Below are 26,715 nucleotides of genomic sequence, written 5' to 3'. Positions count from 1 at the left end.
AAATCAGCGTTTTCGCGAAAGCGAATCCGTATAATCTGCGTATAAAATCGCCCCAAACATCAGGGCGATTTTCCTTTATATATAAAAGTGTAATTTCTAAGAAATCATCATCTTCACTCCCAAAATATGCTTGCAAATCCCTCTTTTGCCCTGATAAGCCGTAAACCAGTCGCAAGTACATCTTTGCGAATTATTGTCGATAATGACTTTGTGTACAACGCCGGAGCCTTTTACTTTGGCTTCGATATAATCGGCTCTTCGTTCGACGATTTCGATATCTTCGTTCGCTAATAGTTTTTTGGCATTTTTAAGTCTTGGGTTGAGTGATAAAATGCGTTCGGTTTTAAAAGGCAGACGACGGTAGAAATGCGCTTTTTCGCTTAAATCATAACCCAATAATCCCATCGAGGATAAATTCGAAGTCAGATTGTCCATCGTGCCAAAATCGATATCATTTTCGATAGAAAGCATTGTTGGGTCAAACGTTTCATTCGATTTTAATAAACTGTTCAATCCGTAAACCCATTCTATAGGTAGGTTTTCGGTCATGGTTTCGAGTACATTTCCTTCGCCCGAAAATCCTCGGTACGAATCTGGAGAAAAAGCCATTAAAAGCTGCATTTTTCCAAATTCGGCCACAATTGCACAAGTTTGTTTGTCTGCCGATTCGTAAATGAAGATTTTGTCTACAATTGCCAGAATTCCTTCTAACAAACGCAATCTTTGTACGCCTCCAATTCTAACACTATCGGCTGTAGCCAAAGTCGAAAACATAAATTTTCCGGCTCTTTTGGTAATAAAAAAATCACCTTTTACGGTTCCTTTTGGTAAACTCTGAAACAACTGAATTGTCTGAATTTTGTTCAGTTCAAACTTAATGTCCATATCTGCCAGATACAACTGAACGCTCGTTAAGCCTTTGATCCAGCGCATGGGTAAAGTCACTTTTTTCTCGGTTACTTTTGCTTTGCTGGTCATTACCTGAACATCGTGCTGACCCACGGCAAGTGTTACTTTTTCGTTTTTCTGAATCGCATTCAAAGCATTCAGCATCGGATCATTAAAATCGACATTCGTAGTTCCGTTGGCGATAAATTCTCCGTCGATTGCTTCGGGTTTCATGTCCAATCGCACATAAACACCATTGCAAGACGAAAAACCTTCAAAACGCAATTGCTCAGATCCTGCCGAAACAATAGGATCACGCAAACTTGGCGGAATAGGCCCAAAACTGGAACGAACCACTTTGGCAATCGTAGTCCAGCATTTTGCGGTAACATAAGGATCAGTCAGACTTCCCCAGAAAAAACACGGAATGTTATTGACTTCCTCAATTTCGGTTTGATGTGCCAGAACCAGATTGTTGATGCCTTTGATTTTACTATAAGTCGAAATTCCTTTATAATTATATTCGAGATCTGTCATTTTTCTTTATTTTAAAATTTGCTTAATTAATGATTTAAGCGATGCATTATCTTTCCATTTTTCGAAGAAAACAATTGCTTCTGCAGATGGTTTCTGATTGGTTTTCGTTAAAATATCCAGATAGTTTTCTATTATTTTTTTGAAGTTCGTTGGCAATTTGTCTTTTAAATCAAGATTGGCAAAGAAAGAGTTTAGCAACTTCAATAAAGCATTGTTATGTAAAGGAGAAACATCTTTTAGGGCAATTAATCCGTCGGCTAATCTTAAAAATACACCATATTTTTCGGTGGTCAAATACGCTATTTTCTGAGCAAAAAGCTCAATATCTATCGCTTGTTTTTCGATTAAATGCATCAAAACTTCGGATGCCATCAATCGTAAATCTTTCTTTTCCTGAAAAAAGCAGCAGGCATATAAAAGCAAGCTAATATCTGAGAATCGAAATTCAGGTCTGTTGATAACGTCCAGAAAACCTTTTAATTCCGGTTTTGCTCCATCGGCAATATTACAATTATGCAATAAAGTCAACGCGAGTGCATCTGAGTTTTGCGGAGTAAGGCTGTGCCAGAAATAAGTATTTCCCGCATAATTGATATTATAATCCCAAGTGTTTGATCTCTTGTAAACATCCTGACTGTAAAGTAAATAATTGGGGATTTTAGAATAATTAGGCAAGTCGAATTTTAGTTCGTACCAGGATGGCGTTCTTTCTTTTTCTTTGGTTTGATAATTCGTCCATTCGTTCCATTTTTCCTTAAACTCTACCTGAGGTTTAAAAGGAGCCACCACAAACGGAATATCTTTTAGATAAGTATTTTCGAATTCAGGGAAAGTATCGTTTGGATAAAATGTTCGTGCTGCAACCGCCCAAAGGGATAAGTTCCCTGTTTCTTTGGTCGTTTTTCCCATTGTTGCCAATAGTTTCGAAAATAAAGATGTAGAGTCTAAGTTCAGTTTTTCATCAACACCAAGACAGAACGTTAAAAGCGGTTTTATTTCACCTTCAATTTTATCCAATAACGGAATGGCTTCCTCGATATTTTCTCTGGGCATACGGGCAATTGCAATAGCTAAATCGGTATAATCAATTTCTTCTTTTGTATTTTGATACGCAATAACCCTTTCTAATAAAACTTTTGGCGCAACCCAATACGGTTTATGACTCGGAAAAGAGAGAAGAGGCAAAGTAGAATTTGAATCTATTTTTTGCTGTGCTTTTTCGAGTAAAGGCTGCATTAACAAAGTGGTAATAATCTTTGAATAATGATTGACTTTGCTATTGAATTTGTTATCGATGTTGGCGATTTTAGATTGTAAAAATGCCTTCACGAAATTTTTGTGAGTTGCTTCAAAATAATGCTTTTGCAATTGTTTTTCGTAAGGCTGTAATTGCGCGCTATAATCTGCCGGAAACAAATTACGTTGCGAGATATAAATGTTGAGTAAAATTTCTGAATCTACCGTTTCTTCGGAATTGATGAAATTTCCAAACTGAAAAACAACATCGTTCCAATCCTTTGGCAACTGAACTTCTTCTGTAAGCAATAATTCTTGTTGAGGTTCGAATGTGTATTCTTCAAGAGCATCAGAGTCAACAACCAGAGCATCTTCATCTAAAAATTGCGTTAATCCTGATTTTATATTTCCCTGCATTAGCGTTACGTATGAGGATAATTTCTCTTTTAGCACTTTATCTTTTACGTTCGCAATTTTGGTGATAATTTTGGTAGCACGTTCCTGTAAAGCCAAATCGGCAATGACATAAACATCGGCAATAATGGATGCTATTGTGGTGCTAAGTTTTGGATTTGATTTATTTATTTTCTCTAGAATTGGCAAAACATTTTTAATCGCTGCTTTGCAATCGCTTCGCATCATAAGCGGCTCGAGCCATTCGAGAAATGATTTGGTTTTGAATTTTGGATGATCGTAAATTTTCTTAATCAGTTCAATTCCGTAGCTCGTTATGGGCGGATAAGGATGGTGTAAATACGAGAATATATTTTCCTGCAGCACGATCAGTTCATCGGGCGTAACATTAAACTCCTCGATTCTTTTTCTAAAAAATGATTTCAGGTTATTGTTCCATTCCTTGGTTTGAATCAGGATGGCATTTTCGATAAAAAACGCACGATCCATCTTTTTTTCGTCTAATAATGATTTGTAGATAATCGCCCAAGTCTGGAATTCATCGTGTTTTTGTTTGTCATTTTCCCTAAAGAAACTGCTGTGCAGAATCGTTTCATAATGAAACAGTTCCGGAATATCCCTTTGGTAGGTTAATTTATCATTCAATGACGTATTAATAAAATTTCTAGTCTTCATCTTGGCACGCCACTCATTTGTTGCAGCCAGTGTCAGCGCATATAATTCAGGATTGAACTGCAATAAATGATGTTCCTCTAATTTGCGAAGTGTATGGTAGTTGAAACCTACCCAGTCTTGCCTTTTTACTTTATCTAAAATAAAAGTATCCAGCCAGTTGGGTTTTGCCCACAATAGAACCTCCAAAACCTGTGGTTTTTCGTCTATTTCGTTTAACAAACTCAAAGCTTCATCCCAGGAATTAATATCGGTTTTATCAAATAAAGCGATGGCACTAAGCGTAATAATATCACTTTGCTTTTTATCGCCGCGTGTTCCCCAGCCATAATCGTGTTTGTCTTTTTTTACATAACCCGGATCTTTTGTAAGATCAGTATAGGTCATAAAATAACGTTTACTTTTCTTGATTAGCTTTTTTAGCGCTTCAATATTTCCTTTTGATTTTTCCTTAAGGAAAGGCAATAGTAAATCTATATTTTTAGATTTTACAATGGCATCGTACTCTTCGAGAACTTCATCAGATTTAGCGCTTTTTTCTGTTTTTGGTTTTGAAGCCACAGTAACATCACCAGTTTCTGAATATCCTTTTTTTACTTTTTCGGCCAGTATTTTTTCTGCTGCTTTCAGACATTCTTCGTCTGTAGCGAATTTTTTGGTTTGCGATGTTCCCGATGTTCCGTTTTTGCCATAAGTCACAGTATATTCTAATCCTGTAACTTCAATTTGCCAAAACTTATCAGAATTTCCGTCTATGTATTTTAAATATTTTTTCATGCTGTTTTAAGGACTGAATTGATAAAAAATAAAGTGTGCGTATACTCTCAAAAATATGAAATTATTAAGGGTTATTGGTTTTTTTAAAGGAAAATTTAGGTTAAAATTGATGGCTGACTGATAAATATTTCAGTGTTAATACTATATAAATGTTAAAATATATTGTACATTTGGTCCTGAAATGGAAACAAAACACATATATAGCAATCTGTCTGTAAGACAATATAACGATCGTTTAGCGGGATTTATCGCGTCTAAAGGTTCGGGATGTAATATGTATTTTAATGAATTGAAGTGTAAATTGTAGTTACAAACTCAACATAAATATATTAAAGCGTCCTTTTCGGGGCGCTTTTTTTGTTTTGTCACAATGAGGAAAGTCGAAATAAGACACTTTTCCGATACGATCGGGATCGTTCAGGATGATAATTTAGATTACTTAGTAGTACAGGAAATGAAAAAAATAACTTTTAACTAAAAAAAAATAAAATAATAATAGATGAAATGTTACATGATAAGACTAATTAAGGAATTATACTCTTGAAAAGTAATTTGATGATAGACAGTCAATTGATAAAAAATAAGAATCTGCACAAGTATGCGGACAGCCATTTCTATGCTTTTTTATTGATTTAATCAATTGATAATCAGTAAAATAAATATTAAAAATGATTTGGATAATTGATCTTTTCAACTATATCTTTGTCGAAGAAATTTGAAGATAAAATTTCAAACAATAATGATTTAAAAATACAATACAACAAATAAAATGGATTTTAAATATAACTCATATAGCGTAGCATTACAAGCCCCAGGATTCGTTTCTGGATGTTTTACAATACAGGTGCATGAATGGCAGTAGGATAGATATGTCTTACTCAAATCTCATGAAGCACCTTTAATCGGGTGCTTTTTTTATGCTTAAAAAGTAAAGTTTTGCCACAAAGGCGCGAAGGCACAAAGATTTTTTTATAAGAATTGGATTAAAGATCTGGCGTCTTTGTGAGGAGCAGACAAAATAGTGAAGAGTAAAAAAACTTAGTGTCTTAGAGCCTTTGCGGCAATTAAAAAAATAAAGATTAGTGCTTTAGTGGCAAATTAAAAATGAATTAAATAAAACAAAAAATATATACCATGAACAACAATACATTAGATAGATACAAAAAAGAGATTAGAAAAAAATACGAGATCGAAAAAGAAGGCGAGTACTTTGATTACTTGTACAGTCCATCTCGTGGAAAACTACGTGATTTCTGTTGGTTTATATTCGAGAATGGTGTAAGTCAGGAAGACTTAAATGTTTTTAGAAATTTATTTTCTATAGATTTTGATTATACGAAAAAGAAGAAATTTAAAGATCAAAAAGACAAGTTCAGACCTATTGAAACCTTCTTGAAAGGAGAAACAGATCCGTCGAATATTGATGCAATAAATCTGGCTGCAGTTATGGTTGATTTTCAACCACGTCCGTTTAAAAACTTTAATAAAGCGTGTAGAATGGAAGATGCAAGAAAAGTTGAAAACAGCTACAATACTAAGACAGCTGTTGAAGCAGAGAAAAAGATCAGAAAAAGTGCCGCTTTTGCAGAAAATGAAAAGTCAGGAGAATATGCTGGAAAAAAACGTCTTTTTTCAAATTTCGCCACTCTATTCTCTAAAAAAGGAGATCAAAAGAGCTATCCGGAAAAAGCAATCCGGTTTTCGAGTGGTTAGATACTCATTTGTCAATTGAAGGAAATCTTCGCTAAATAAAAAACGGCTGTCTTATGAGACAGCCGTTTTCGTTTGGTTATATTATTTTGATTATGAATTCTGACCATATATTTTAGCGTAAAGATCTTTGTAAATCTCTTTAATAATTTTACGCTTTAATTTTAATGTTGGAGTCAATTGTCCGCCATCGATAGACCAAACATCCGGAGTAAGCTCAAAACGTTTGATTTTTTCCCAGTGACCAAATTTCTCATTGATTTTCTCTACTTCTTCGTCGATACGCTTAATGACATCGGCATTTGAGCTAATTTCTGCATTGCTGCTTCCTAAAGTTACTTTATGTAATCTTGCCCATTCTTTTACGAAATCAAAATTAGGCTGAATAAAAGCGGCAGGCATTTTTTCTCCGTCACCAATTACCATGATTTGTTCAATAAAACGAGATTGTTTCATCGCATTTTCAATCAATTGAGGAGCAATATATTTTCCGCCCGAAGTTTTAAACATTTCTTTTTTACGATCTGTAATTTTAAGGAAACCTTCGCTGTCAATTTCACCAATATCTCCTGTATGAAAATATCCGTCCTGCAAAGCTTCGGCAGTTTTTTCAGGATCTTTAAAATAACCTAACATTACATTTGGTCCTTTACAAAGAATTTCTCCATCCTGAGCAATTTTTACTTCAACGTTGCGAATTACTTTACCAACCGTTCCAATCTTGAAACCTTTGTTTCTTTGATCGTTTACAGCAATTACTGGAGAAGTTTCAGATAAACCGTAACCTTCCATAACCGGAATTTCGGCAGCAGCAAAAACTCTCGTTAAGCGCGGTTGTAAAGCAGCACTTCCGGAAACCATTAATTCTAAATTTCCTCCTAAACCTTCTTTCCATTTACTGAAAATAAGTTTTCGTGCAATTTTCAACTGAAATTCATACCAAAAACCATTGGCTCCGTATGGCTCGTATCTTAAACCTAAATCGATGGCCCAGAAAAATAGTTTTTTCTTGATACCGGTTAGTTCACCACCTTTGGCATAAATTTTATCGTATACTTTTTCTAAAAGTCTTGGTACAGCTGTAATCACTGTAGGACGAACTTCTTTTAAGTTATCACTGATTTTATCAATCGATTCTCCAAAATAAACAGATACACCATAATATTGATAGATATACAAAATCATTCTTTCAAAAATATGGCAAATAGGCAAGAAACTCAAAGCAGTACTTTTTCCCGGATCAAACGGAATTCTTGGCGCACTGTCTAAAACATTCGACACAATATTTTGGTGCGAAAGCATTACACCTTTAGGTCTTCCTGTTGTTCCTGATGTATAAATAATGGTAGCTAAATCATCCGTTTTAATACTGTCTTTTCTGGCTTCAACTTCATTCTGATTGCTCTCATCTTCGCCAAGTGTCAATAACTCGGTCCAGTGTTTGCATCCTGTAATTTCATTAAAAGAATAAACCTCTTTTAATTGTGGGACATTTGCTTTTATTGCGTTTACTTTGTTAAGTACTTCTTCATCAGATACAAAACAGTAAATACTTCCGCTATGATTTAATATGTATTCGTAATCTTCTTCGGCAATTGTGGGATAAATAGGGACGTTTTGTGCACCGGTTTGCAAAATACCAATATCCATGATATTCCATTCGGTACGATTGTTTGAAGTGATTAAAGCAATTTTATCATCTTTTTGAACGCCTATACGTAATAATGCTCTCGAAATAGCATTTGCTTTTGCAATATATTCCTGGCTAGAAGTTTTTTCCCAGACTCCGTTTTTTTTGGTTGCTAAGGCAACTGGAAGGTTGTAAGTTTCTTGTTGATAATAGGGAAAATCAAAAAGGCGTGTGATTGAAACCATGTTTAATATATTGAATTTTACCGCAAATTAAATAAAAATTAGGTATGATTTTTAATTTTATAAAATTTTATGGGAAAAATTATAGGTATTATAGAAAATTTACGAAAACGTTTTCTTTTTTGTAGTAATTTTTTGAAATACCGAGAAATGTTTATTTCAGGGACTAAATTTTATGAAAAATTACTTAACGTTATAATCCACATATTCTTTTACTCTTTCTCCCATTAAAAACATTTTTTTCTTGGCAAAATGAATAGAAAATTGAGAATAAATCCATGCATCGCTATCATTTGTTCTGTACCAAAATGTATAAGATGCACTATTGAAACCTTCCTTAAAAACCGGAATTCCTTCATCTGTACATTCAATTCCCCAGTTGATCTTAGTTTTACTTAAATCGTCTGCCTGGATAACACCGGTACCGTCAGGATTTAAAATTGTACTTGGCGCTTTTTGTCCTGTAGGAATATAAGTTCCGGGAACAGGATAACCAATTGTAGTGGTAATATAATGATCACGACCATTGTATGTAATTTGATCTACATGCACCTGGGCATGAGATTGTGCAGCAACAAAAAATAACGTAATAAGTAATAAATGTAAAGATTTCATTCTATGTAGGTTTAATTGTTTTTGGATGCAAAAAAAATCAGTGGCATAATTTTTTTGGCGAATATACTTTAAATTTCTATAGAATAATGAATCGAAAATACAAGAATGAATTTATTTTTTAACATTTTATTGCTGCGGAAATAGTACTATGTCGAAAACTTATTTCCGAGTAGTTTTTCTTTAAAAATCAGATTTAAAAAGAGTAGGAAAAAGTAACTATTAAGCTCTTTAACCATCAATTCTTTTATATAAATACTAAAAAAAAAGAGCTTTTATGGCACCCGAAGATATTATTGAATTAGTCTTAGAACCTTTTAGATTTAGGATAGAATAGGGTTTTAAGCCCTAAATTAAATTAGTGTAGATGATTTTAAATCCAAAAACAATACAAATTACAGAAGAAATTATAACTAATGCATATTGTAATTTTTGAGATCTAAGAATGCTCCTGGTAAACGGAATACTAAATAATCCGGATGCGATAAACATCCCCAGAATAGATCCCACACCAAAAACTAAAATATACATCAAACCTTCCAGAGGTGTTTTCATTTGCGAAATAACCAGAATCACTAAAGATCCGCTTCCGGCCAGTCCATGAACCAAACCTACACCAAAGGCAGCTTTATAATTTTTAGAAGTGTCATAATGTTTGTGCTGAAAAGAGACGATAGGATGGGAGTGAAAGTAAGTATGGGTGTGCATATGCGTATGCGTAAGTCCGTTGCTGTGTGTGTGTGAATGACTGTGAGAATAGGTATGTGAATGTCGTTTTTTGTATAATAATTTGAATAAACGAATGGTTCCTAAAATAATTAACATCAATCCCACTACTGCTTCAAGATAACTAAAAATATTTTCGCTGATCGAAATCTTAAAGCCAATCATAATAATACCTACTATAAATATGGTCGAGGTATGCCCAATTCCCCAAAAAATTCCATCTTTTAGTGCATCTTTAATCTTATTTCTATTAGTAACGAGATTATTGACAGCCAGTAAATGATCAGCTTCAAAGGCATGTTCGAGTCCGGCATACACCGTAATTAAAAATCCGATCATTTTGAGTTTTATTGATAATTAAAATAGGCAGCACAAGCACCTTCAGAAGAAACCATCGGTGCGCCAAGAGGATTAGAAGGTTTACATTTTTTACCAAATTCAGGACATTGATTGGGTTTTTTATTTCCCGTTAAAATTTGTCCGGCTATACAAAGTTCGTCTGTTTTTTCGTTGCCTGCTTTTATTGTAAACTTTACGCTGGCATCATACATTTTATAGGCTTCTCTTAAAACCAGTCCGCTGTTTTCTATAGTTCCAATACCTCGCCATTCCTGATTACCTATTGTAAAAATAGTATTTACAACTTCTTTGGCTTTTACATTTCCTTCTTCTTTTACCAATCTTGTATATTGATTTTCTACTTCATATTTTCCTTGTTCCAATTGAAGTACGGCATGATAAATAGCCTGAACGATATCGACAGGTTCAAATCCGGCAACAACTATCGGAATTTTAAATTTTTCGGCAATCGGATAATATTCTTCAAAGCCAACAATTGTGCAAACATGTCCTGCTCCTAAAAACGCGTTAATGATGCAAAATTCATCAGATAAAATCGCTTCCATTGCAGGTGGAACCAAAACATGAGAAACTAACAAACTAAAATTGGTCAAACCCAGTTTTTGCGCATGCATCACCGCTAATGCATTGCTCGGGGCGGTAGTTTCAAAACCAACAGCAAAAAATACAACTTCACGGTCTGGATTTTTTGCAGCAATATTTACAGCTTCAAGAGGAGAATATAAAATACGTAATTCTCCGCCTTCTGCCTTTGCCTGCAACAAACTTTTTGATGATCCGGGAACTCTTATCATATCTCCAAACGAACACATGATGACACCCTGATGCATTAACTCAATCGCTTTATTGATTAATGAAATAGGAGTAACACAAACCGGACAGCCAGGACCATGAATCATTCTGATGTTTTTTGGCAGCAAATCCAGTAATCCGTTTTTGACTAGTGCATGTGTCTGTCCTCCACAAATTTCCATGATATTCCATGGTTTTGTCGTTATCCTATGAATTTCGTTTATATAATGTTTGACCAATTCAGGATTTCGATATTCAGACAGATATTTCATTTTAGACTATATTTAAAAGTTCAATTATGAAAATCAAAGTCGAATTAGGCTGAATCATCGGTGGTGCTCCAATATGCCCATATGCTAAATCATGCGGAATATAAATTTTCCAGCGGGAACCTTCAGGCATTAATTGCAGAGCTTCCTGCCAGCCGGTTAAAGTTTGTAAAATACGCATTTTTTGAGGCCCGGTTTCTTTAGTAGAATCAAAAACATCTTTATTGAGTAAATACCCCTCATAAATAACATCTATAGTATCTGTAATTTTGGGGATTTGTCCTCTTCCTTCTGCTAAAATTTCATATTGTAAACCGCTTGCCAACGTAACAATGCCTTCTCTTTTTGCGTTTTTTTCTAAAAAAGCTTTTCCAATTGCTGCATTTTTTACTTTTAATTCTTCCTGTAAAAGCGCTACGTAATTATTAAAAATTTCAATAGAACGTTTAGGCGAAATTTTCTCAGTAGATTTCTCAAGTACAGATCTCATTCCGTCTGTATAATCTTCATATTTAATTTCATCAAAGCCAATATCTTTAAGGCTCAAAGCCATTACAACGCCAGCTGAGTACGAAATTTTGTCTTTTTCTTCTGTTTTACCAATGTTCCCTAATAATTCAAGAATATCCATAGCTTATTTTTTTAAATGTAAATAATGATTGAGTTGTCCAAAAGAAATATTTTCGTCGTTTGGTGAAAGTGTTTCATGAAAATGTAATTTGAATTTAGGTTTGAGATGATCAATAATTAAATCGATAAGTATTGAGTTTTGAAAAACACCTCCGCTAAAAGCTATTTCTTTTGATTTTGAAAAACAGGCGACTTTTTCGATACATTTCACCAACGTAAAATGAAAGTTTAAAGCGATTATTTCTAAATCTTTGTTATGCTGAACTTCTTTAGCAACTTGTAAAAGAAGTTTTTTTGCAGGAATTAAATTCGTTATTTTTTCATCTTTTAAATAATCCTTTAATTTTAATTCTGATTTATTAAAAGCTTGCTGGGCTAAGTTTTCTAAATACATTCCGGCTTCCGCTTCAAATAAAATAGAATCCTTAAATCCCAATGTAAAAGCAACTGCATCAATTAATCTTCCCATTGAAGACGTTTTTATCGTGCTGTTTTTGATATATTTAGAATAAATTTTTAATTCATTTTTATTAAAAAAAGATTGAAAGTAGCTACTGCTTTTACTTATAGACAGGGCAGCCATTTTAGGATTTTTAGCCATTTGATCCCCTAAAATCCAGGGAAAATATTCCAAATGTCCAATTCTGTTTATGCTGTTATGATCGTATTCAAAAAATTCACCCCCAAATATTTCCGTATCACTTCCAAATCCGGATCCATCCCAAACTACCCCTAGTACTTTAGATCTTTTCCAAAGTTTTTTTTCGCTCAAAATAGCTGCAAAGTGAGCTTCATGATGCTGAACTTTTATGGTGGCTACAGTTTTATCCTTATTTACAAATGAGGTTATTATGTTGTTATTTTCATAATTAGGATGCTGGTCGCAAACCACTTTTTTTGGAGAAAAATCAAAAAAATGTTCGTAATTTTTTATTTTTCTTTCAAATCTATTGTAGGTGTCAAAATTGAGTAAATCACCAATATACTCACTCATGTAAACCTGATTATGGGTAGTAATAGTGATGGTGTTTTTTAAAGTTGCACCTAAACAAAGTAATTGTTCAGGATTGTTTTGTAAAATAGAAAAATCAATATTGGGAGCAAAACCTCTTGCATGACGCAGGATAATTTTTTGCTTATTTTTTCGCGAAAATTTAATTACCGAGTCATCCTGAGAATTTTGAATTTCAAGATCATGATGAAAATAATAATCTGCTATAGGATTCAATGTTTTTACAGCCTCGTTTTCATCTGAAAAAATAGATGACCCGTTAAAATTTCCACTGGTAGCTATTAGTGGTTTTTGAAATAAATTAGAAATTAAATGTAAAACTCCAGAATTGGGAAGCATCACTCCAATGGTTTTCATGTTTGGAGCTATTTGATCTATCGCTAAGTCGATTTGCTTTTTTAGGGTTAAAATTACAATTGGTGCCTGAGTAGATTTAAGTAAATTCTTCTCTGTTTTATGACAAAACAAATAATTTTCAATCTGTTTTGCATCTGGAAACAGAACGGCGAAAGGTTTTGTCAAACGTTTTTTTCTGTTTCGTAATTCCTGAACAGCTTCGGAATTTGTAGCATCACAAAGCAGTAAATAACCCGAAGTGTTTTTTACGGCAATGATTTTTCCTTTACTTAATTTTTCTGAAATGTTTTCGAAAATTTCCTTATTCGAACCTGAAATAATAGCTCCGGTATTATCTGTAAATGAAACCTGAACCCCACAATCCGGACAGGAGTTGGTTTGTGAGTGAAAACGTCTATCTGCAGGATTGTTGTATTCTTCAAGACAGGAATCACACATTTTAAATTCATTCATACTGGTATTTTCCCTTTCAAAAGGAAATTTTTTAGCAATAGCATATCTTGGCCCACAGGATGTGCAACTGATAAAAGGATAGTAGAAGCGGCTGTTTTGAGGATCTAAAATTTCTTCTTTGCAATTTTTGCATATAGCAAAATCAGGGGTCAAAGGCGAATTAATACAGATGTTTTTCTCTGTTGGTTTTATAAAAAAGGAATCAAATTTTTCTTGTAATACAACTTCTGAAATTTGAATACCGTTTATTTTTGCATTTTTTGGATGTTTTCTTTTTATTTCGTTTAAAAAATCAGTTGCAGTTTTTTCATTTTCCTGCAGTACTATTACTACTCCAAATTCATTATTAGAAACATAACCTTTTAAATTTAGTTTAATGGCCAAATTATATACAAAAGGCCGAAAGCCAACGCCTTGTACACTGCCTGAAATTATTATTTGAAATGAAGGTTTCAAGGAACTAAGTATTAATTTTAAAATTTTCTATTTGCTGGACAATCTGTGTTGTCACTTTTTCTATGGCAGCATCTACCTTTGGCGAAAGCTTCATAGACATGGGTTCCATTTTTAAAATGGTAATGGTGTATAAATAAATTTCCGGCATAGTATCCAGCATAGACAAGATCTCAACCATGTCTTTTAAGCCAAAGTTATGTCCGCTTAACGAAATAGGGAAGTCATCAGAAAAACGCGGTTTCAAAAGTGTAATGGTTCCTTCTTCCTTATTGTCCATCGTTGCATCAACAATAATTACTTTTCTATGATTTTCGATATAGGGGATTAATGTGAAACCGCCTGTTCCGCCATCAATAAAAGAGGTGTCTTCCGGAAATAAGGTTTTATCGATTCTGTTTATAAAATGTACGCCAACACCTTCATCACCCATCAAATAATTACCAATTCCAAGTACTAAAACTTCATTTCCATCAGAATGAAAAGCATCTAGTTTTCTTGTCATAATTTCTTCTTGCATTTATTTCTGTATTTTATTTTAAACTCAATCTTTATTTACTATTTCTGTTGTAACAGGTTCTTTTGTTGCATCTGCATCTTTTTTAATTCTTTCTGTTCTCACAAATTTATAACCGCTTACCATTGCAGATGTTTCCCCCAAACCTTCCAGCCAGTCATGAAAGAATACCAGATAAATATGTATTATGGCAAATAAAATAAAAGTCCATGTTGTAAAATGATGAATGGTTCTAACATTAAAATCCCCTCCGGCTAAATTGGTCACCCAACCAAACATTTTAGGAAAAAACCAGGTCGAAGTAGGAGCGTACATAGCAAATCCTGTCCCGATCATAATAAGTCCCATAATGAACATTGCCAAATAAGAGGCTGCCGCTACACTATTATGGCCTACAGCACCGGAAGGAGAACCATTATAATGCTCGTTTTGTAAAAAAATATCAAACTTGATGACGTGCCACATCCTTTTGAAACCTTCTTTTTTGAAGGGAAAGAATACACGCCAATTAGCATATTTATTACCTTTAAAAGCAAAATAAACCCTCAAAATCATAACTGCGACTAACAAATAAGCACACATAAAATGAATTTCACGGATGTAACCAAACCAAAATTGACCTGTTGCTTCCTTCGTAGAAATAATTCCCGGCGGATTGCCAATAATAAATCCTGTTATAACCAATCCTGTTATCGCCCATGCATTTACCCAATGAAATATTCTTATGGGTAATTGCCAGATATAAGCTCTTTTATAGTCATTAGTTTTTGTAGACATGCTGGAAAATTTAAATCGTGCAAATAGAAATGTCGTTTACTTCTTTAATGATATCGCCTTTTTCATCGTATAAATGCACAGCACAAGCAATACAAGGATCAAATGAATGTATGGTTCTGATAATTTCTAATGGTAATTCCGGATTTGCGATTGGTGTATTCAGTAAACTGCTCTCATAAGGCGATCTTTGTCCTTTAGGATCTCTTGGAGACGCATTCCATGTCGAAGGAACGACTTGTTGATAGTTCGCTACTTTGGCATCTTTTATTACAATCCAGTGACTTAAAGCTCCTCTTGGTGCTTCAACAAGACCAACTCCCTGAGATTCTTTTGGCCAGGTCGAGGTTTCCCATTTTTCTGTATTGGCCATTTTGGTATCACCCTTTTTAATATTTTCAATTAGGTTATCGAAAAATTCCAGATTCCAATTGGCAACCAATTGAGATTCCAGAGCTCTGGCCGCTGTTCTGCCTAAGGTTGAAAATAAAGCCCCGGCAGGAACTTGTAATTTTGATAAGGCAGCATCAACGATTTCTTTAAATTCTTCTCTTCCGGATGCATATCCTACCAGCATTCTTGCCAACGGGCCAACTTCCATAGCATGACCTTTCCATCTTGGTGTTTTTATGAAACTGTATTTTTCATCAACATTCAAATGCGTATAAGGCGGTTTTGGTCCTGTATAGTTTATTTTAGTTTCTCCGCTCCAAGGATGTTTTCCGGCATTTCCATCTCCTTCATAATCATACCATGAATTGTTAACATATTCTTCTACGGTTTTTAAATCTCTTAGATCTAGATCATGAACTTTTGTTAAATCTTTATTCAAAATCACGCCTGACGGAAATTTGAAGGTATTCATGTTGGTATTATTATATCCCTGTGTTGGAAAATCCCCAAAAGTCATAAAATTATGAAAGCCACCAATCGCTCCCCAATCTTTATAATAACCTGCAATTGTAAGTACATCCGGAAGATAAACTTGTTCTACGAATTTTTTTCCATCTTCAAGAAGCTGTCTTACAAAAGCCAGTCTTTCGGCATTCAATCCGCTTGCATCGTCCAGGTTTATGGAGCATGCCATTCCGCCAACCAAAAAGTTAGGATGTGGATTTTTGCCTCCAAAAATGGCATGAACTTTCACGATTTCTTTTTGCCATTCAAGCGCTTCCAGATAATGAGCTGTAGCCATTAAGTTCGCTTCAGGTGGCAATTTCATTTGTGGATGTCCCCAATAACCATTGGCAAAAATTCCTAATTGCCCACTGGCAACAAATTTTTTCAATCTTGTTTGAAGGTCAGAGAAGTAACCAGGTGAACTTTTTGGCCAATTTGAGATTGATTGTGCCAATTGAGAAGTTTTTACCGGATCAGCATTTAAGCCGCTAATAACATCAACCCAGTCAAAAGCGTGTAAGTGATAAAAATGAACAACATGATCGTGCAGGTATAAAGCACCAAGCATAATGTTTCTAACAATCTCGGCATTGGGTGGCACAACAATCCCAAGTGCATCTTCTACCGATCTGATAGAGGCTGTAGCGTGAGTCGAAGTACATACACCGCAAGTTCTTTGCACAAAAGCCCAAACATCTTTAGGATTTCTGTCTTTTACAATATTTTCCAGACCTCTTACCATTGTAGAAGATAAAAAAGCCTCTTGTATAGTACCATCTGAGATTTCTACTTCGGCTCTTAAATGTCCTTCTATTCTTGTAATCGGGTCAACAACTATTCTTTCTGCCATTTTATTTTTTTATGGATTATAAATCTTCCAGATGTTTCTCGTTTTCAGTTCCCTGATTTATTCTGTGATTGAGTTCTTCTTTTTTAGATATATTCGATAGAACGGCATGAACTCCGATACCCGCAGCAACGCCTCCAAGAGCAATTTTACCCAGCGTATCTGCATTTGCTTCGATATTACCCGGAGTTATAGAGGAATCTCTCGAATAAAAACTTCCTGCGTCCCAAAAATCATTGGCACTACAGCCAATACAGCCATGTCCGGACTGAATAGGATAACTTACACCGCCATTCCATTTCATGTTGCCACAGGCATTGTATGTGCTTGGCCCTTTACAGCCTACTTTATACAAACAATATCCTTTTTTAGCATTTTCGTCATCAAAATTGTCTGCAAATAATCCCGCATCAAAATAGGGTCTTCTGTAACAGCTATCATGAACTCTTTTAGAATAAAAGGCTTTTGGACGACCTGCACTATCTAATTCAGGGAATTTTCCGAATGCGACGATATGCACAATAATTCCGGCCATAACTTCGCCTATTGGCGGGCACCCCGGAACATTTATAATAGGTTTATCTGTAATTATTTTATGAATTGGCACAGCACCTGTAGGATTTGGCTTCGCTGCTTGTATGCAACCAGATGTGGCACAGCTTCCCCAGGCAATTATAGCTTTTGCATCTGCAGCAGATTCTTTAAGGATATCTATGGCACTTCTTCCTCCAATACAACAATAATTTCCGTCAGCGCCCATTGGGATTGAACCTTCAACACAAAGAATATATTCTCCTTTGTATTTCTCCATAGTGGCTTTTTTAGCCGCTTCGGCCTGATGACCGGAAGCTGCCATAAGTGTCAAAGTATAATCTAATGAAATCTTGTCTAAAATGATATCTGCAACAATAGGATGGTCAGAACGGATAAATGATTCACTACAACAAGTACATTCCTGAAAGTGTTCCCAAATAACGGGCAGTCGGGGAGTGTTTTCTAAAGCTTTAGTAATTTGACCAATTGCAGAACTTTGAACCCCCATATAAGCTCCTATGTAAGCAACAAATTTTAAAAAATCCCTTCTGCTATAACCTTGTCTTTCGATACTGTTATAGTAGGTTTCATAGACTTTGTTTTTATCCTCCATACTCATTGTATTTTAAGAATGCTGTAAGTTATTTTGAAAAAGAATGTATTATTTATATCAAAATTTTGATTTCGTGGATTACAAAACTATTCAAACGTTTAGGATTTAAATGTGATAATTGTCAGTTTTTACGTGGTTTATTTAAATGTAATTTGCTGGATTAAAAATCTTTTAGAAATAAAAAAAAGATGCACGAACTTTCTGTAGTTACTTCAATTGTGAAGATCGTTCAACAAGAAGTAAATAAAATAAATGGTAAAAAGGCACTTGAACTTTACTTAGAAATCGGAAAATTAGCCGGTGTAGAAATGGATTCTTTTTATTTTGTTTGGCCACAATGTATTGAGGGAAGCGTTCTAAGTGATACTAAATTATTTATTGAAGAACCAGTAGGAAAAGCCAAATGTGCAGAATGTGAAACGGAATTTCATATTGATAAAAGTTTTGACAGCTGCCCCAATTGCGATAGTCCTTTTAAAGAAATTATTGCAGGGAAAGAATTAAAAATCAAAAAAATAATCATTAATTAAGGATAGTTATGTGTACCACTTGCGGCTGTAGTTCTGATGAAAACGAAATAAGATTTACTAAAATAGGAGACAAACAACTTCATTCTCATTCAGGTCATTACCATTATCATGATCAACATAGTCATGAAGATCATCACCACGAACACCATTACGATCACGATCACGACCATGATGACCACGATCATCACCATAGTAATGATCATTCGCACAGTCACTCGCACGAAATAAATATTGTACAGCTAGAGAAAGATATATTGTATAAAAATCAATTAACAGCAGAAAGAAACAGAGGTTTTTTTGAAGCTCTCAATATTTTCTCTGTCAATTTAGTAAGTTCACCGGGGTCTGGAAAAACCTCTTTACTAGAACGAACAATAGCAGATTTGAAAGATAAGATGGCTTTTTCTGTAATCGAAGGAGATCAGCAAACAACTAATGATGCCGACAGAATTCATAAATTAAATGTTCCCGTAATCCAGATCAATACCGGAAAAGGATGTCATCTGGACAGCGAAATGATTTCACGCGCTGTCAAAGAACTAAAACCTGTTGCGGATTCGATTTTAATGATTGAAAATGTTGGAAATTTGGTTTGCCCGGCCATGTTTGATTTAGGCGAATTAAAACGAATTGTAATTATATCCGTTACAGAAGGTGAAGACAAACCGCTCAAATATCCTGATATGTTTTCAGGTTCGCAAATTTGTATTATCAACAAAATTGACTTGCTTCCCTATTTAAAGTTTGATTTACAAAAATTAAAAGAATACGCAAAAAAAGTAAATCCGCATTTGACCTTTTTTGAAGTTTCTGCAACTTCGGGCGAAGGTTTACAAGCCTGGTACGATTATTTGGCAAACTCTATAAAACAATAACTTATGTGCTTAGCAATTCCGGGACGACTTGAAAAAGTGACAATAGAATTGGATGAAACTTTCAGAATTGGAAATGTTTCTTTTGAAGGTATAATAAAAGAAGTCAATTTGGCTCTCGTTCCTGAAGCCAAAGTGGGCGACTATCTTTTGGTTCATGTAGGTGCAGCCATCGGCATTATTGATGAGGCTGAAGCCAAAAAGACTATGGAGGTTTTAAAACAAATGGGCGAGGAGATTTAATTTTAAAACATGAATAAAAAGACTGAAGTGATTCATTTACATCACGGTAGTGGTGGTGAACATATGACTCAATTGCTTAATGAAGTAATTTTTAAAATCTTAAAAAATGATATTTTAGAAGTACGTCATGACGGTGCGTTTTTAAATATGAAGGGAAATTTGGCTTTCTCCACAGATAGTTATGTGGTTTCTCCAGTGTTCTTTAAAGGAGGTAATATTGGTGAACTTGCAGTAAACGGAACGGTAAATGATCTTTCGATGTGTGGAGCAATTCCTAAATATCTTTCATTAGCCCTAATTATAGAAGAGGGTTTTGGTTTAGAGGAGTTTACTCAAATTATCAAGTCGATTAGGGAAGCGGCTGATAAAGCTAATGTTCAAATTGTTACCGGAGATACTAAAGTTGTCGAAAGAGGAAAAGGCGATCAAATTTATATCAATACTTCCGGAATTGGTATTGTTCATGAAAAGGCCAGCATTAAAACTCAAAATATTCAGGAAAATGATGTTATCATCATCAACGGACCAATAGCGTCACACGGAATGGCGATTATGTCTGAACGTGAAGGATTAGAGTTTGAAAGCGATATTTTGAGCGATACAACCAATCTAAATCATATAGTTATTGATTTGATAGAACTATTTGGAGACAAAATTCATTTTCTAAGAGATGCAACACGTGGCGGATTAGCTTCTGTTTTGCATGAAATAGCAACTGAGATCAATTTAGGGATTTCACTTTTTCAGGAAGATATACAAGTAGAAAATCAGGTAAAAAGTGCCTGCGAATTATTAGGTTTAGATCCGTTGTATGTGGCCAATGAAGGAATCTTTGTTTGCGTTGCAGCTCCTGAAATTAAAGATGAGGTACTTGCTGTTTTACAAAAAGTAAATTCAAATGCATCAGCTATTGGTTTTGTTACAGATGAACATCCATCAAAAATAATTATCGAAAGTACTTTTGGAGGTAAAAGAGTGGTCAATCCTTTGGTTGGAGAACAGTTGCCGCGAATTTGTTAATCATTTTTTTGCCACGAATTTCACGAATTTCCGCGAATTATTTTTTAATTGTTGTGTACTAATGGCAAACAAATGAAGAACTTTAAAATCATTTTAATCATTTAATCCGTGGCTATTTTTTAAGATTACAAATTAATAATTTGAGAAAATTTGTGTAATTTGTGGTGAAAGAAAAAAAAACGCTCGATAAATTTCGAGCGTTTTTAGTAAAAGAAATATTTTAGTTTTTCTCAATCCATTTTCTGGCGTTGATAAAAGCTTCGTGCCAAGGTGTAAACTCGTCATTTCTGTCTTTTGGATAATGTGCCCAGTTCCATTGGAAAGTTGAACGCTCAATATGAGGCATCGTAACCAAATGTCTTCCTGTTTTATCACACATCATCGCTACGTCATAATGAGAACCATTTGGGTTTGCAGGATATCCTTCGTAAGCATATTTAGAAACAATGTTGTAGTTTTCTTCACCCATTGGTAAATTGAATTTACCTTCTCCGTGAGAAACCCAAACTCCTAAAGTAGTTCCAGCCAAAGTCGATAACATAACCGAATTGTTTTCCTGAACTTTTACAGAAGTAAAAATACTTTCGTGTTTGTTGCTATCGTTGTGAAGCATTTTTCCGTGAACTTCATGCTCTGGATTAATTACTTCTAATTCCATAAACAATTGACAACCGTTACAGATTCCAACAGATAAAGTATCTTCTCTTTTGAAGAAATTATCCAATGCTGTTTTTGCTTTTTCGTTATATAAGAAAGCTCCGGCCCAACCTTTTGCAGAACCTAAAACATCAGAGTTAGAGAATCCCCCAACAGCTCCAATAAATTGAATATCTTCCAAAGTTTCACGACCAGAAATTAAATCTGTCATGTGAACGTCTTTTACGTCGAAACCAGCTAAATACATTGCATTTGCCATTTCACGCTCAGAATTACTTCCTTTTTCGCGAATAATAGCCGCTTTTGGTCTTGGTTTTGAAGCATCAATTACAGGCGCTTTACCAGTAAAATGAGTTGGGAAAGTGTAATTTAAAGCCTGATTTTTATAGTTTTCAAAACGTGCTTTAGCCGTTCCGTTTTTAGATTGTTTTTGATCTAATAAATAAGAAGTTTCAAACCACACGTCTCTGTATGCAGGAATGTCTAAAGTCCAAAGTCCAAGGTCTAAAGTCTCTGTCGTTGTCGCTTTTCCTAACTTGAAGAATTCTATGTTATTAGCTTTTAACTTAGTTTCAACAGCTGCATCTTCTTTTGCCTGGAAAACGATTCCGATGTTTTCTGCGAAAAGGATTTTCAATAAATCTTTTTCTGCGAAAGCGCTGAAATCAATTTTTGCTCCCAAGTTTACATCAGCAAAACACAATTCTAATAAAGTAGTAATCAATCCACCGCTTCCGATATCGTGACCTGCTAAAATTTGGCTTTCGCCGATTAATTCCTGAATCGTATTAAAAGCATTTTTGAAGAAAGAAGCATCTTTTATAGTAGAAGTTTCGTTTCCGATTGTATTTCTAATTTGTGCAAAAGAAGAACCTCCTAATTTGAAATCATCCTGAGACAAATTGATATAATAAATTGAATCTCCGTCTTTTTGTAAAACAGGTTCAACTACTTTTCTGATATCCGTACAGTTTCCTCCAGCCGAAATAATAACCGTTCCCGGCGCGATTACTTCGTCGTTTGGATATTTTTGTTTCATCGAAAGTGAATCTTTTCCTGTCGGAATGTTGATTCCCAATTCAATTGCAAATTCTGAACAACCTTCAACAGCAGCGTACAAACGAGCGTCTTCACCTTCGTTTTTACAAGCCCACATCCAGTTGGCAGATAATGAAATTCCTTTCAATCCATCTTTAATTGGCGCCCAAACAATGTTTGATAACGATTCTGCAATAGCATTTCTACTACCAGCAACCGGATCAATCAAAGCAGCGATAGGGGCGTGGCCAATAGAAGTTGCAATTCCTTCTTTTCCTAAATAATCCAGTGCCATAACTCCAACATTATTCAAAGGCAATTGCAAAGGTCCTGCACATTGTTGTTTGGCAACTTTTCCACCAACACAACGGTCCACTTTATTTGTTAACCAGTCTTTTGATGCAACTGCTTCTAAACGTAAAACGTCTTTTAAATATGATTCAAAATTTGCGTTGTCATAAGAAACAGCAGCATATTTTCTATCGATCGTTTTATCTGTCATAACCGTTTTCGGAGAACTTCCGAAGAAATCTTCTAAAGCATAATCCATCGGTTTTGAACCATTTGATTGCGATTGAAAAGTAAAACGGTGATCTCCTGTTACATCTCCGACCTGATACATTGGCGAACGCTCTCTGTCGGCAATTCTTTGTAAAGTATCAATATCTTTTTGACCAATAACCAATCCCATTCTTTCCTGAGATTCGTTACCAATAATTTCTTTTGCAGACAGCGTTGGATCTCCAACCGGTAATTTATCCAAATCGATTAAACCACCAGTTTCTTCCACTAATTCAGAAAGACAGTTTAAGTGTCCTCCAGCTCCGTGATCGTGAATAGAAACAATCGGATTGTGATCGCTTTCTACTAATCCGCGAATCGCGTTAGCAGCACGTTTTTGCATTTCAGGGTTTGAACGCTGAATCGCATTTAATTCGATTCCTGAACCAAAAGCTCCTGTATCTGCAGACGAAACCGCAGCGCCACCCATTCCGATTCTATAATTTTCTCCACCTAAGATTACGATTTTATCGCCTTCTTGTGGTTTCTTTTTGATTGCCTGATCTAGTTTTCCGTAACCAATTCCACCCGCCTGCATGATTACTTTGTCGTAACCAATTTTACGGTCGTTTTCTGAATGTTCAAAAGTTAAAACGGAACCTGTAATAAGCGGCTGACCAAATTTATTTCCAAAATCAGAAGCTCCGTTTGAAGCTTTGATCAAAATATCCATTGGAGTTTGGTACAACCATTTTCTTTCTTCAACTGCATTTTCCCATTTCCTGTCGTCGTTCAAACGAGAGTATGAAGTCATGTAAACTGCAGTTCCTGCTAATGGCAATGAACCTTGTCCTCCTGCTAAACGGTCACGAATTTCTCCTCCTGAACCTGTTGCTGCTCCATTGAAAGGCTCAACTGTTGTTGGGAAATTGTGTGTTTCTGCTTTTAAAGATAAAACCGAATCAAATTCCTTTATCTCGTAATAATCTGGTTTGTCAGCTGTTTTAGGTGCAAACTGCTGCAATTTTGGTCCTTTTACAAAAGCAACGTTGTCTTTGTAAGCAGACACGATATCGTTAGGGTTTTCCTGTGATGTTTTTTTGATTAATTTGAAAAGTGAAGTTTCTTTTTCTTCGCCATCAATAACAAAAGTTCCGTTGAAGATTTTGTGACGACAGTGCTCTGAATTCGCTTGTGAAAAAGCAAAGATTTCAGAATCCGTTAACTTTCTTCCCAGTTTTACAGCAAGATTGTCTAAGTAATCTACTTCTTCCTGGCTTAAAGCTAAACCTTCCACTTTATTGTAAGTTGCAATATCATCGATTTCCAAAATTGGTTCTGGCTGAACATTAATCGTGAAAATTTCCTGATCTAATTGATTAAATTTTTGGAAAAGCATCGGATCAAAATCTGTGAAGTCAGCCGTTGCAGGATGAAATTCTTCAATTCTGATGATGCCCGGAATACCCATATTTTGAGTAATTTCTACAGCATTTGTACTCCACGGTGTGATCATAGTGGCGCGGGGACCAACAAAAAAATCCGTCAAGGCGGATTTTTCGATCTTATTGGAGTTGGCAAAAAGCCAGTTTAATTTTGAAATGTCTTGAGCCGAAATTTCGTTTTGCGTTTGTACGGCAAAAACAGTTTTGCTTTGGTTTTCAAAGAAATGGATCATTGTTTTGTGTAGTTTGTTGTATTGAGGTGCAAATTTAGTGTAAATAAATAGCAAGCGCAAATTTGAAAACAAAGTCTTTTGAACTTTTTGCCACAAAGACACAAAGGCACAAAAAATTAGTAAAAGTAATGAGTAATCGTACTGTTTGTAGCAATAGCAAAAATGAGAATAGATTTGTGCCTTTGTGTCTTCGTGGCAGAAGTAAACTTGTTGTCATTGTCGTAAAAAAAATAAAAAAAGCGGCAAATATTGCCGCTTTTTACTTTTTAGTAAGCACTCGTTATTAGTTGATTATAATTTTTTTACTGCTGGTTTTTGAACCTTGTGTAATATGAACAATGTAAATTCCTTTTGGAATATTATTTATCGTTACAAGCGAAGCAGTACTGTTTTGTTTTGTAAATACCTTTTGTCCTAAGATGGAGACAATTTCGATATTGGATGCTTCATTAGAATCTTTTAGCTGAATAGTAAAATGACCATTTGAAGGATTTGGATAAAGAGAAACATCATTAAAATCAAAATCTCCAACACTAAGATTTGCAAGTGAATGACTTCCTAATCCATCACATTTGTCTTTTGGATATACATCCCATTCAGCAGTTTTATTGAAGGTAGTATTTGGAGACGAAATAGTTGGTTTTCTTCTTAAAGTTTCATCAATAGAAAAATTCGCTGTATTGCCAAGTGTACCAATAATGTCAATTAAAACATCATTTTTGAATAATCCAATAGGATCATTTCCATTAAATTGCAATTCTGTAGCACCGCTTGACAGATTTGCATTTGCCGGATTAAAGCAGGTTGTTAGCCCCTGACTGTAAGCTATTACATACGAAGCTCCCTGCGCAAGTGTACCTGTAAGTGCCAGTCCGGCGGTAGAAGTCCATGCGCCTGCACCATTAATTTGTTTTTTAATTGTATACTGCGTTAAATCTACTGTACTTCCTGTAAAATTTGAAATTTCTAAAAATTTATTGTTTCCTGATCCTTCAACATATTCTGAAAAGAAAATTTCATTAGCGATTGGTCCGCCGCCTGTAGCTGCAGTCGTAGTTCCGTCAACAGGAGTAGTTGCCAGTGATAAATTGTTTGAAGTATCTTTTGCAATCACATAAAATGAATACGTTGTCGATGCTGTTAAGCCGCTAATGGTGGCGGTTGTTCCTGTTTCATTTTGTTTAAAAACATTGTTTATATAAACAGCATAGCTGGCAATTCCAACATTATCTGTAGCGGCTGACCAGCTTAAGCTAACCGTACTTGTAGTGCTTGCTGTAACAGTTAAATTTGATGCAGGATTTGGCGGAGTAGTATCATCTGCTTCGGTTGTCCAGACAGCTGCTACATATTCAGGATGATCGATGTATGGATTGCGATTGTTTTGGCGCGCATAAATAGCATTGTTTCTCGCAATTTCTCTTGCGTTTACTGGATCCTGATTGTGCCACGCAATCAACTGACTTAAAAATGCCGGAGTGAATACCTTGTTAGCCGTTCCGTTAAACATAGGATACGAATATCCTGCTACTGTATTCTCATATCGTGTTGCAAAATAAAAATACATTCGGGCAATATCACCCTTAAATTCATCAATAGGTTCAAAAACGGGGCCTGAATAACCAGCGGTAGTACTTGGGCCTAATTTGCTTCCATTAAGACTTGTTTCAGTTGGTGCAACTACAACAGAATGAGGATAATTAGAGCGAACACCATTTACTTTTCCATCCGTTGGTGTAATAAAATGCGCATCAGAAACCATTGGGGCTTTTTCATCAAATACAGATTGCGGAATAATATGTTCTCTATTGTAGCAATCACCTTCGTTTGTATAGCTGCCACATCTTTGTGTTGTAGCAATACTGTAAGTGTAGGGGTCATTTCCGGCAGGATTTTCAGAATACATGTCTAAAACTGTTCCGTCATTTTCATAAAAGTTATCAATGTCCGATGTTGCATAAGTGGTATATAAACCACCATAGCCATTGTCAGTATGGCCTTTTATAATATTATACAATTGCGTTTTTAATGTGTAGCCTGTTCCTGTTGCGGTATCATAATAACCGGCTGGAATTTGGGAAAAACCAACAGCAGTAAACATCAGTAAGAATAAAAAGTAGTTTTTTTTCATAAAAAGTGGTTAAGATTTGGTGCTAATAAATTGATGTTGAATATCCTCAATATATTAATTGTATCAAATTTACTACTTTTTGAAATACGC

Annotated in this window: 19 protein-coding genes; 5 read left to right on the top strand and 14 right to left on the bottom strand. The window is 35.0% G+C overall.

Annotated features, from left to right (window positions below; all coding sequences use genetic code 11):
• Positions 1 to 96: 96 nt before the first annotated feature.
• Positions 97 to 1,425, bottom strand: coding sequence for an SWIM zinc finger family protein (locus tag FLP_RS16035; protein ID WP_065450530.1), 1,329 nt, complete (start codon positions 1,423 to 1,425; stop codon positions 97 to 99).
• 6 nt (positions 1,426 to 1,431) lie between these two features.
• A complete protein-coding gene (locus FLP_RS16030; RefSeq protein ID WP_065450529.1) occupies positions 1,432 to 4,524 on the bottom strand; it encodes a DUF6493 family protein in 3,093 nt (1,030 codons plus the stop codon).
• Positions 4,525 to 5,658: 1,134 nt separating this feature from the next.
• On the opposite strand from FLP_RS16030, the gene FLP_RS16025 reads away from it, so the two are divergent.
• Entirely contained in the window at positions 5,659 to 6,237 is a 579-nt protein-coding gene (locus tag FLP_RS16025; protein WP_065450528.1) for a hypothetical protein, read from the top strand.
• A gap of 90 nt (positions 6,238 to 6,327) precedes the next feature.
• Here the strand turns inward: FLP_RS16025 and FLP_RS16020 are convergent, their stop codons facing one another.
• The 10 genes from FLP_RS16020 to FLP_RS15975 all read right to left on the bottom strand — a co-directional run bounded on the left by FLP_RS16020 (position 6,328) and on the right by FLP_RS15975 (position 17,955).
• On the bottom strand, positions 6,328 to 8,109 hold the full coding sequence (locus FLP_RS16020) for an AMP-dependent synthetase/ligase (RefSeq protein ID WP_065450527.1): 1,782 nt from the start codon (positions 8,107 to 8,109) through the stop codon (positions 6,328 to 6,330).
• A 180-nt stretch (positions 8,110 to 8,289) separates the two neighbouring features.
• Positions 8,290 to 8,721, bottom strand: a complete 432-nt coding sequence (locus tag FLP_RS16015; protein ID WP_065450526.1) for a hypothetical protein — start codon at positions 8,719 to 8,721, stop codon at positions 8,290 to 8,292.
• 345 nt (positions 8,722 to 9,066) lie between these two features.
• Positions 9,067 to 9,783, bottom strand: a complete 717-nt coding sequence (locus FLP_RS16010) for a HoxN/HupN/NixA family nickel/cobalt transporter (RefSeq protein ID WP_065450525.1) — start codon at positions 9,781 to 9,783, stop codon at positions 9,067 to 9,069.
• 8 nt (positions 9,784 to 9,791) lie between these two features.
• Positions 9,792 to 10,868, bottom strand: a complete 1,077-nt coding sequence (gene hypD / locus FLP_RS16005) for a hydrogenase formation protein HypD (RefSeq protein WP_065450524.1) — start codon at positions 10,866 to 10,868, stop codon at positions 9,792 to 9,794.
• 1 nt (position 10,869) lies between these two features.
• Entirely contained in the window at positions 10,870 to 11,496 is a 627-nt protein-coding gene (locus tag FLP_RS16000) for an FKBP-type peptidyl-prolyl cis-trans isomerase (protein ID WP_065450523.1), read from the bottom strand.
• A gap of 3 nt (positions 11,497 to 11,499) precedes the next feature.
• On the bottom strand, positions 11,500 to 13,773 hold the full coding sequence (gene hypF, locus FLP_RS15995; RefSeq protein ID WP_165606686.1) for a carbamoyltransferase HypF: 2,274 nt from the start codon (positions 13,771 to 13,773) through the stop codon (positions 11,500 to 11,502).
• A 4-nt stretch (positions 13,774 to 13,777) separates the two neighbouring features.
• Positions 13,778 to 14,290: a HyaD/HybD family hydrogenase maturation endopeptidase gene (locus FLP_RS15990; protein ID WP_083195891.1), complete on the bottom strand. Its 513-nt coding sequence runs from the start codon at positions 14,288 to 14,290 to the stop codon at positions 13,778 to 13,780.
• A gap of 24 nt (positions 14,291 to 14,314) precedes the next feature.
• Positions 14,315 to 15,064: a Ni/Fe-hydrogenase, b-type cytochrome subunit gene (cybH, locus tag FLP_RS15985; RefSeq protein WP_065450521.1), complete on the bottom strand. Its 750-nt coding sequence runs from the start codon at positions 15,062 to 15,064 to the stop codon at positions 14,315 to 14,317.
• 10 nt (positions 15,065 to 15,074) lie between these two features.
• Positions 15,075 to 16,811 (bottom strand): nickel-dependent hydrogenase large subunit, encoded by a 1,737-nt coding sequence (locus FLP_RS15980; protein WP_065450520.1) that lies wholly within the window; start codon positions 16,809 to 16,811, stop codon positions 15,075 to 15,077.
• Positions 16,812 to 16,827: 16 nt separating this feature from the next.
• Positions 16,828 to 17,955, bottom strand: coding sequence for a hydrogenase small subunit (locus tag FLP_RS15975; RefSeq protein WP_065450519.1), 1,128 nt, complete (start codon positions 17,953 to 17,955; stop codon positions 16,828 to 16,830).
• Positions 17,956 to 18,143: 188 nt separating this feature from the next.
• Here FLP_RS15975 and FLP_RS15970 point away from each other — a divergent pair, with 188 nt between their 5' ends.
• The 4 genes from FLP_RS15970 to hypE are packed head-to-tail and all read left to right on the top strand — an operon-like array spanning position 18,144 to position 20,620.
• Positions 18,144 to 18,485 carry a hydrogenase maturation nickel metallochaperone HypA/HybF gene (locus FLP_RS15970; protein WP_065450518.1) on the top strand — a complete coding sequence of 114 codons (342 nt, stop codon included), beginning with the start codon at positions 18,144 to 18,146 and terminating at the stop codon, positions 18,483 to 18,485.
• 8 nt (positions 18,486 to 18,493) lie between these two features.
• The gene (gene hypB / locus FLP_RS15965) at positions 18,494 to 19,360 is read left to right on the top strand and encodes a hydrogenase nickel incorporation protein HypB (RefSeq protein WP_065450517.1); all 867 of its coding nucleotides are present in this window, start codon (positions 18,494 to 18,496) and stop codon (positions 19,358 to 19,360) included.
• A gap of 3 nt (positions 19,361 to 19,363) precedes the next feature.
• A complete protein-coding gene (locus FLP_RS15960) occupies positions 19,364 to 19,600 on the top strand; it encodes a HypC/HybG/HupF family hydrogenase formation chaperone (protein ID WP_065450516.1) in 237 nt (78 codons plus the stop codon).
• A 9-nt stretch (positions 19,601 to 19,609) separates the two neighbouring features.
• On the top strand, positions 19,610 to 20,620 hold the full coding sequence (hypE, locus tag FLP_RS15955; protein ID WP_065450515.1) for a hydrogenase expression/formation protein HypE: 1,011 nt from the start codon (positions 19,610 to 19,612) through the stop codon (positions 20,618 to 20,620).
• Positions 20,621 to 20,840: 220 nt separating this feature from the next.
• Here the strand turns inward: hypE and purL are convergent, their stop codons facing one another.
• Both purL and FLP_RS15940 read right to left on the bottom strand, forming a co-directional pair.
• Entirely contained in the window at positions 20,841 to 24,494 is a 3,654-nt protein-coding gene (gene purL, locus FLP_RS15950) for a phosphoribosylformylglycinamidine synthase (protein ID WP_065450514.1), read from the bottom strand.
• Positions 24,495 to 24,777: 283 nt separating this feature from the next.
• Positions 24,778 to 26,625 (bottom strand): endonuclease, encoded by a 1,848-nt coding sequence (locus FLP_RS15940; protein WP_065450512.1) that lies wholly within the window; start codon positions 26,623 to 26,625, stop codon positions 24,778 to 24,780.
• Positions 26,626 to 26,715: the final 90 nt, after the last annotated feature.

Origin of the sequence: Flavobacterium piscis, assembly GCF_001686925.1 — a bacterium.
GTDB classification, from domain to species: domain Bacteria; phylum Bacteroidota; class Bacteroidia; order Flavobacteriales; family Flavobacteriaceae; genus Flavobacterium; species Flavobacterium piscis.
Note: the sequence above shows the minus strand (reverse complement) of the source record. Positions and strands in the feature narration are given on the sequence as shown.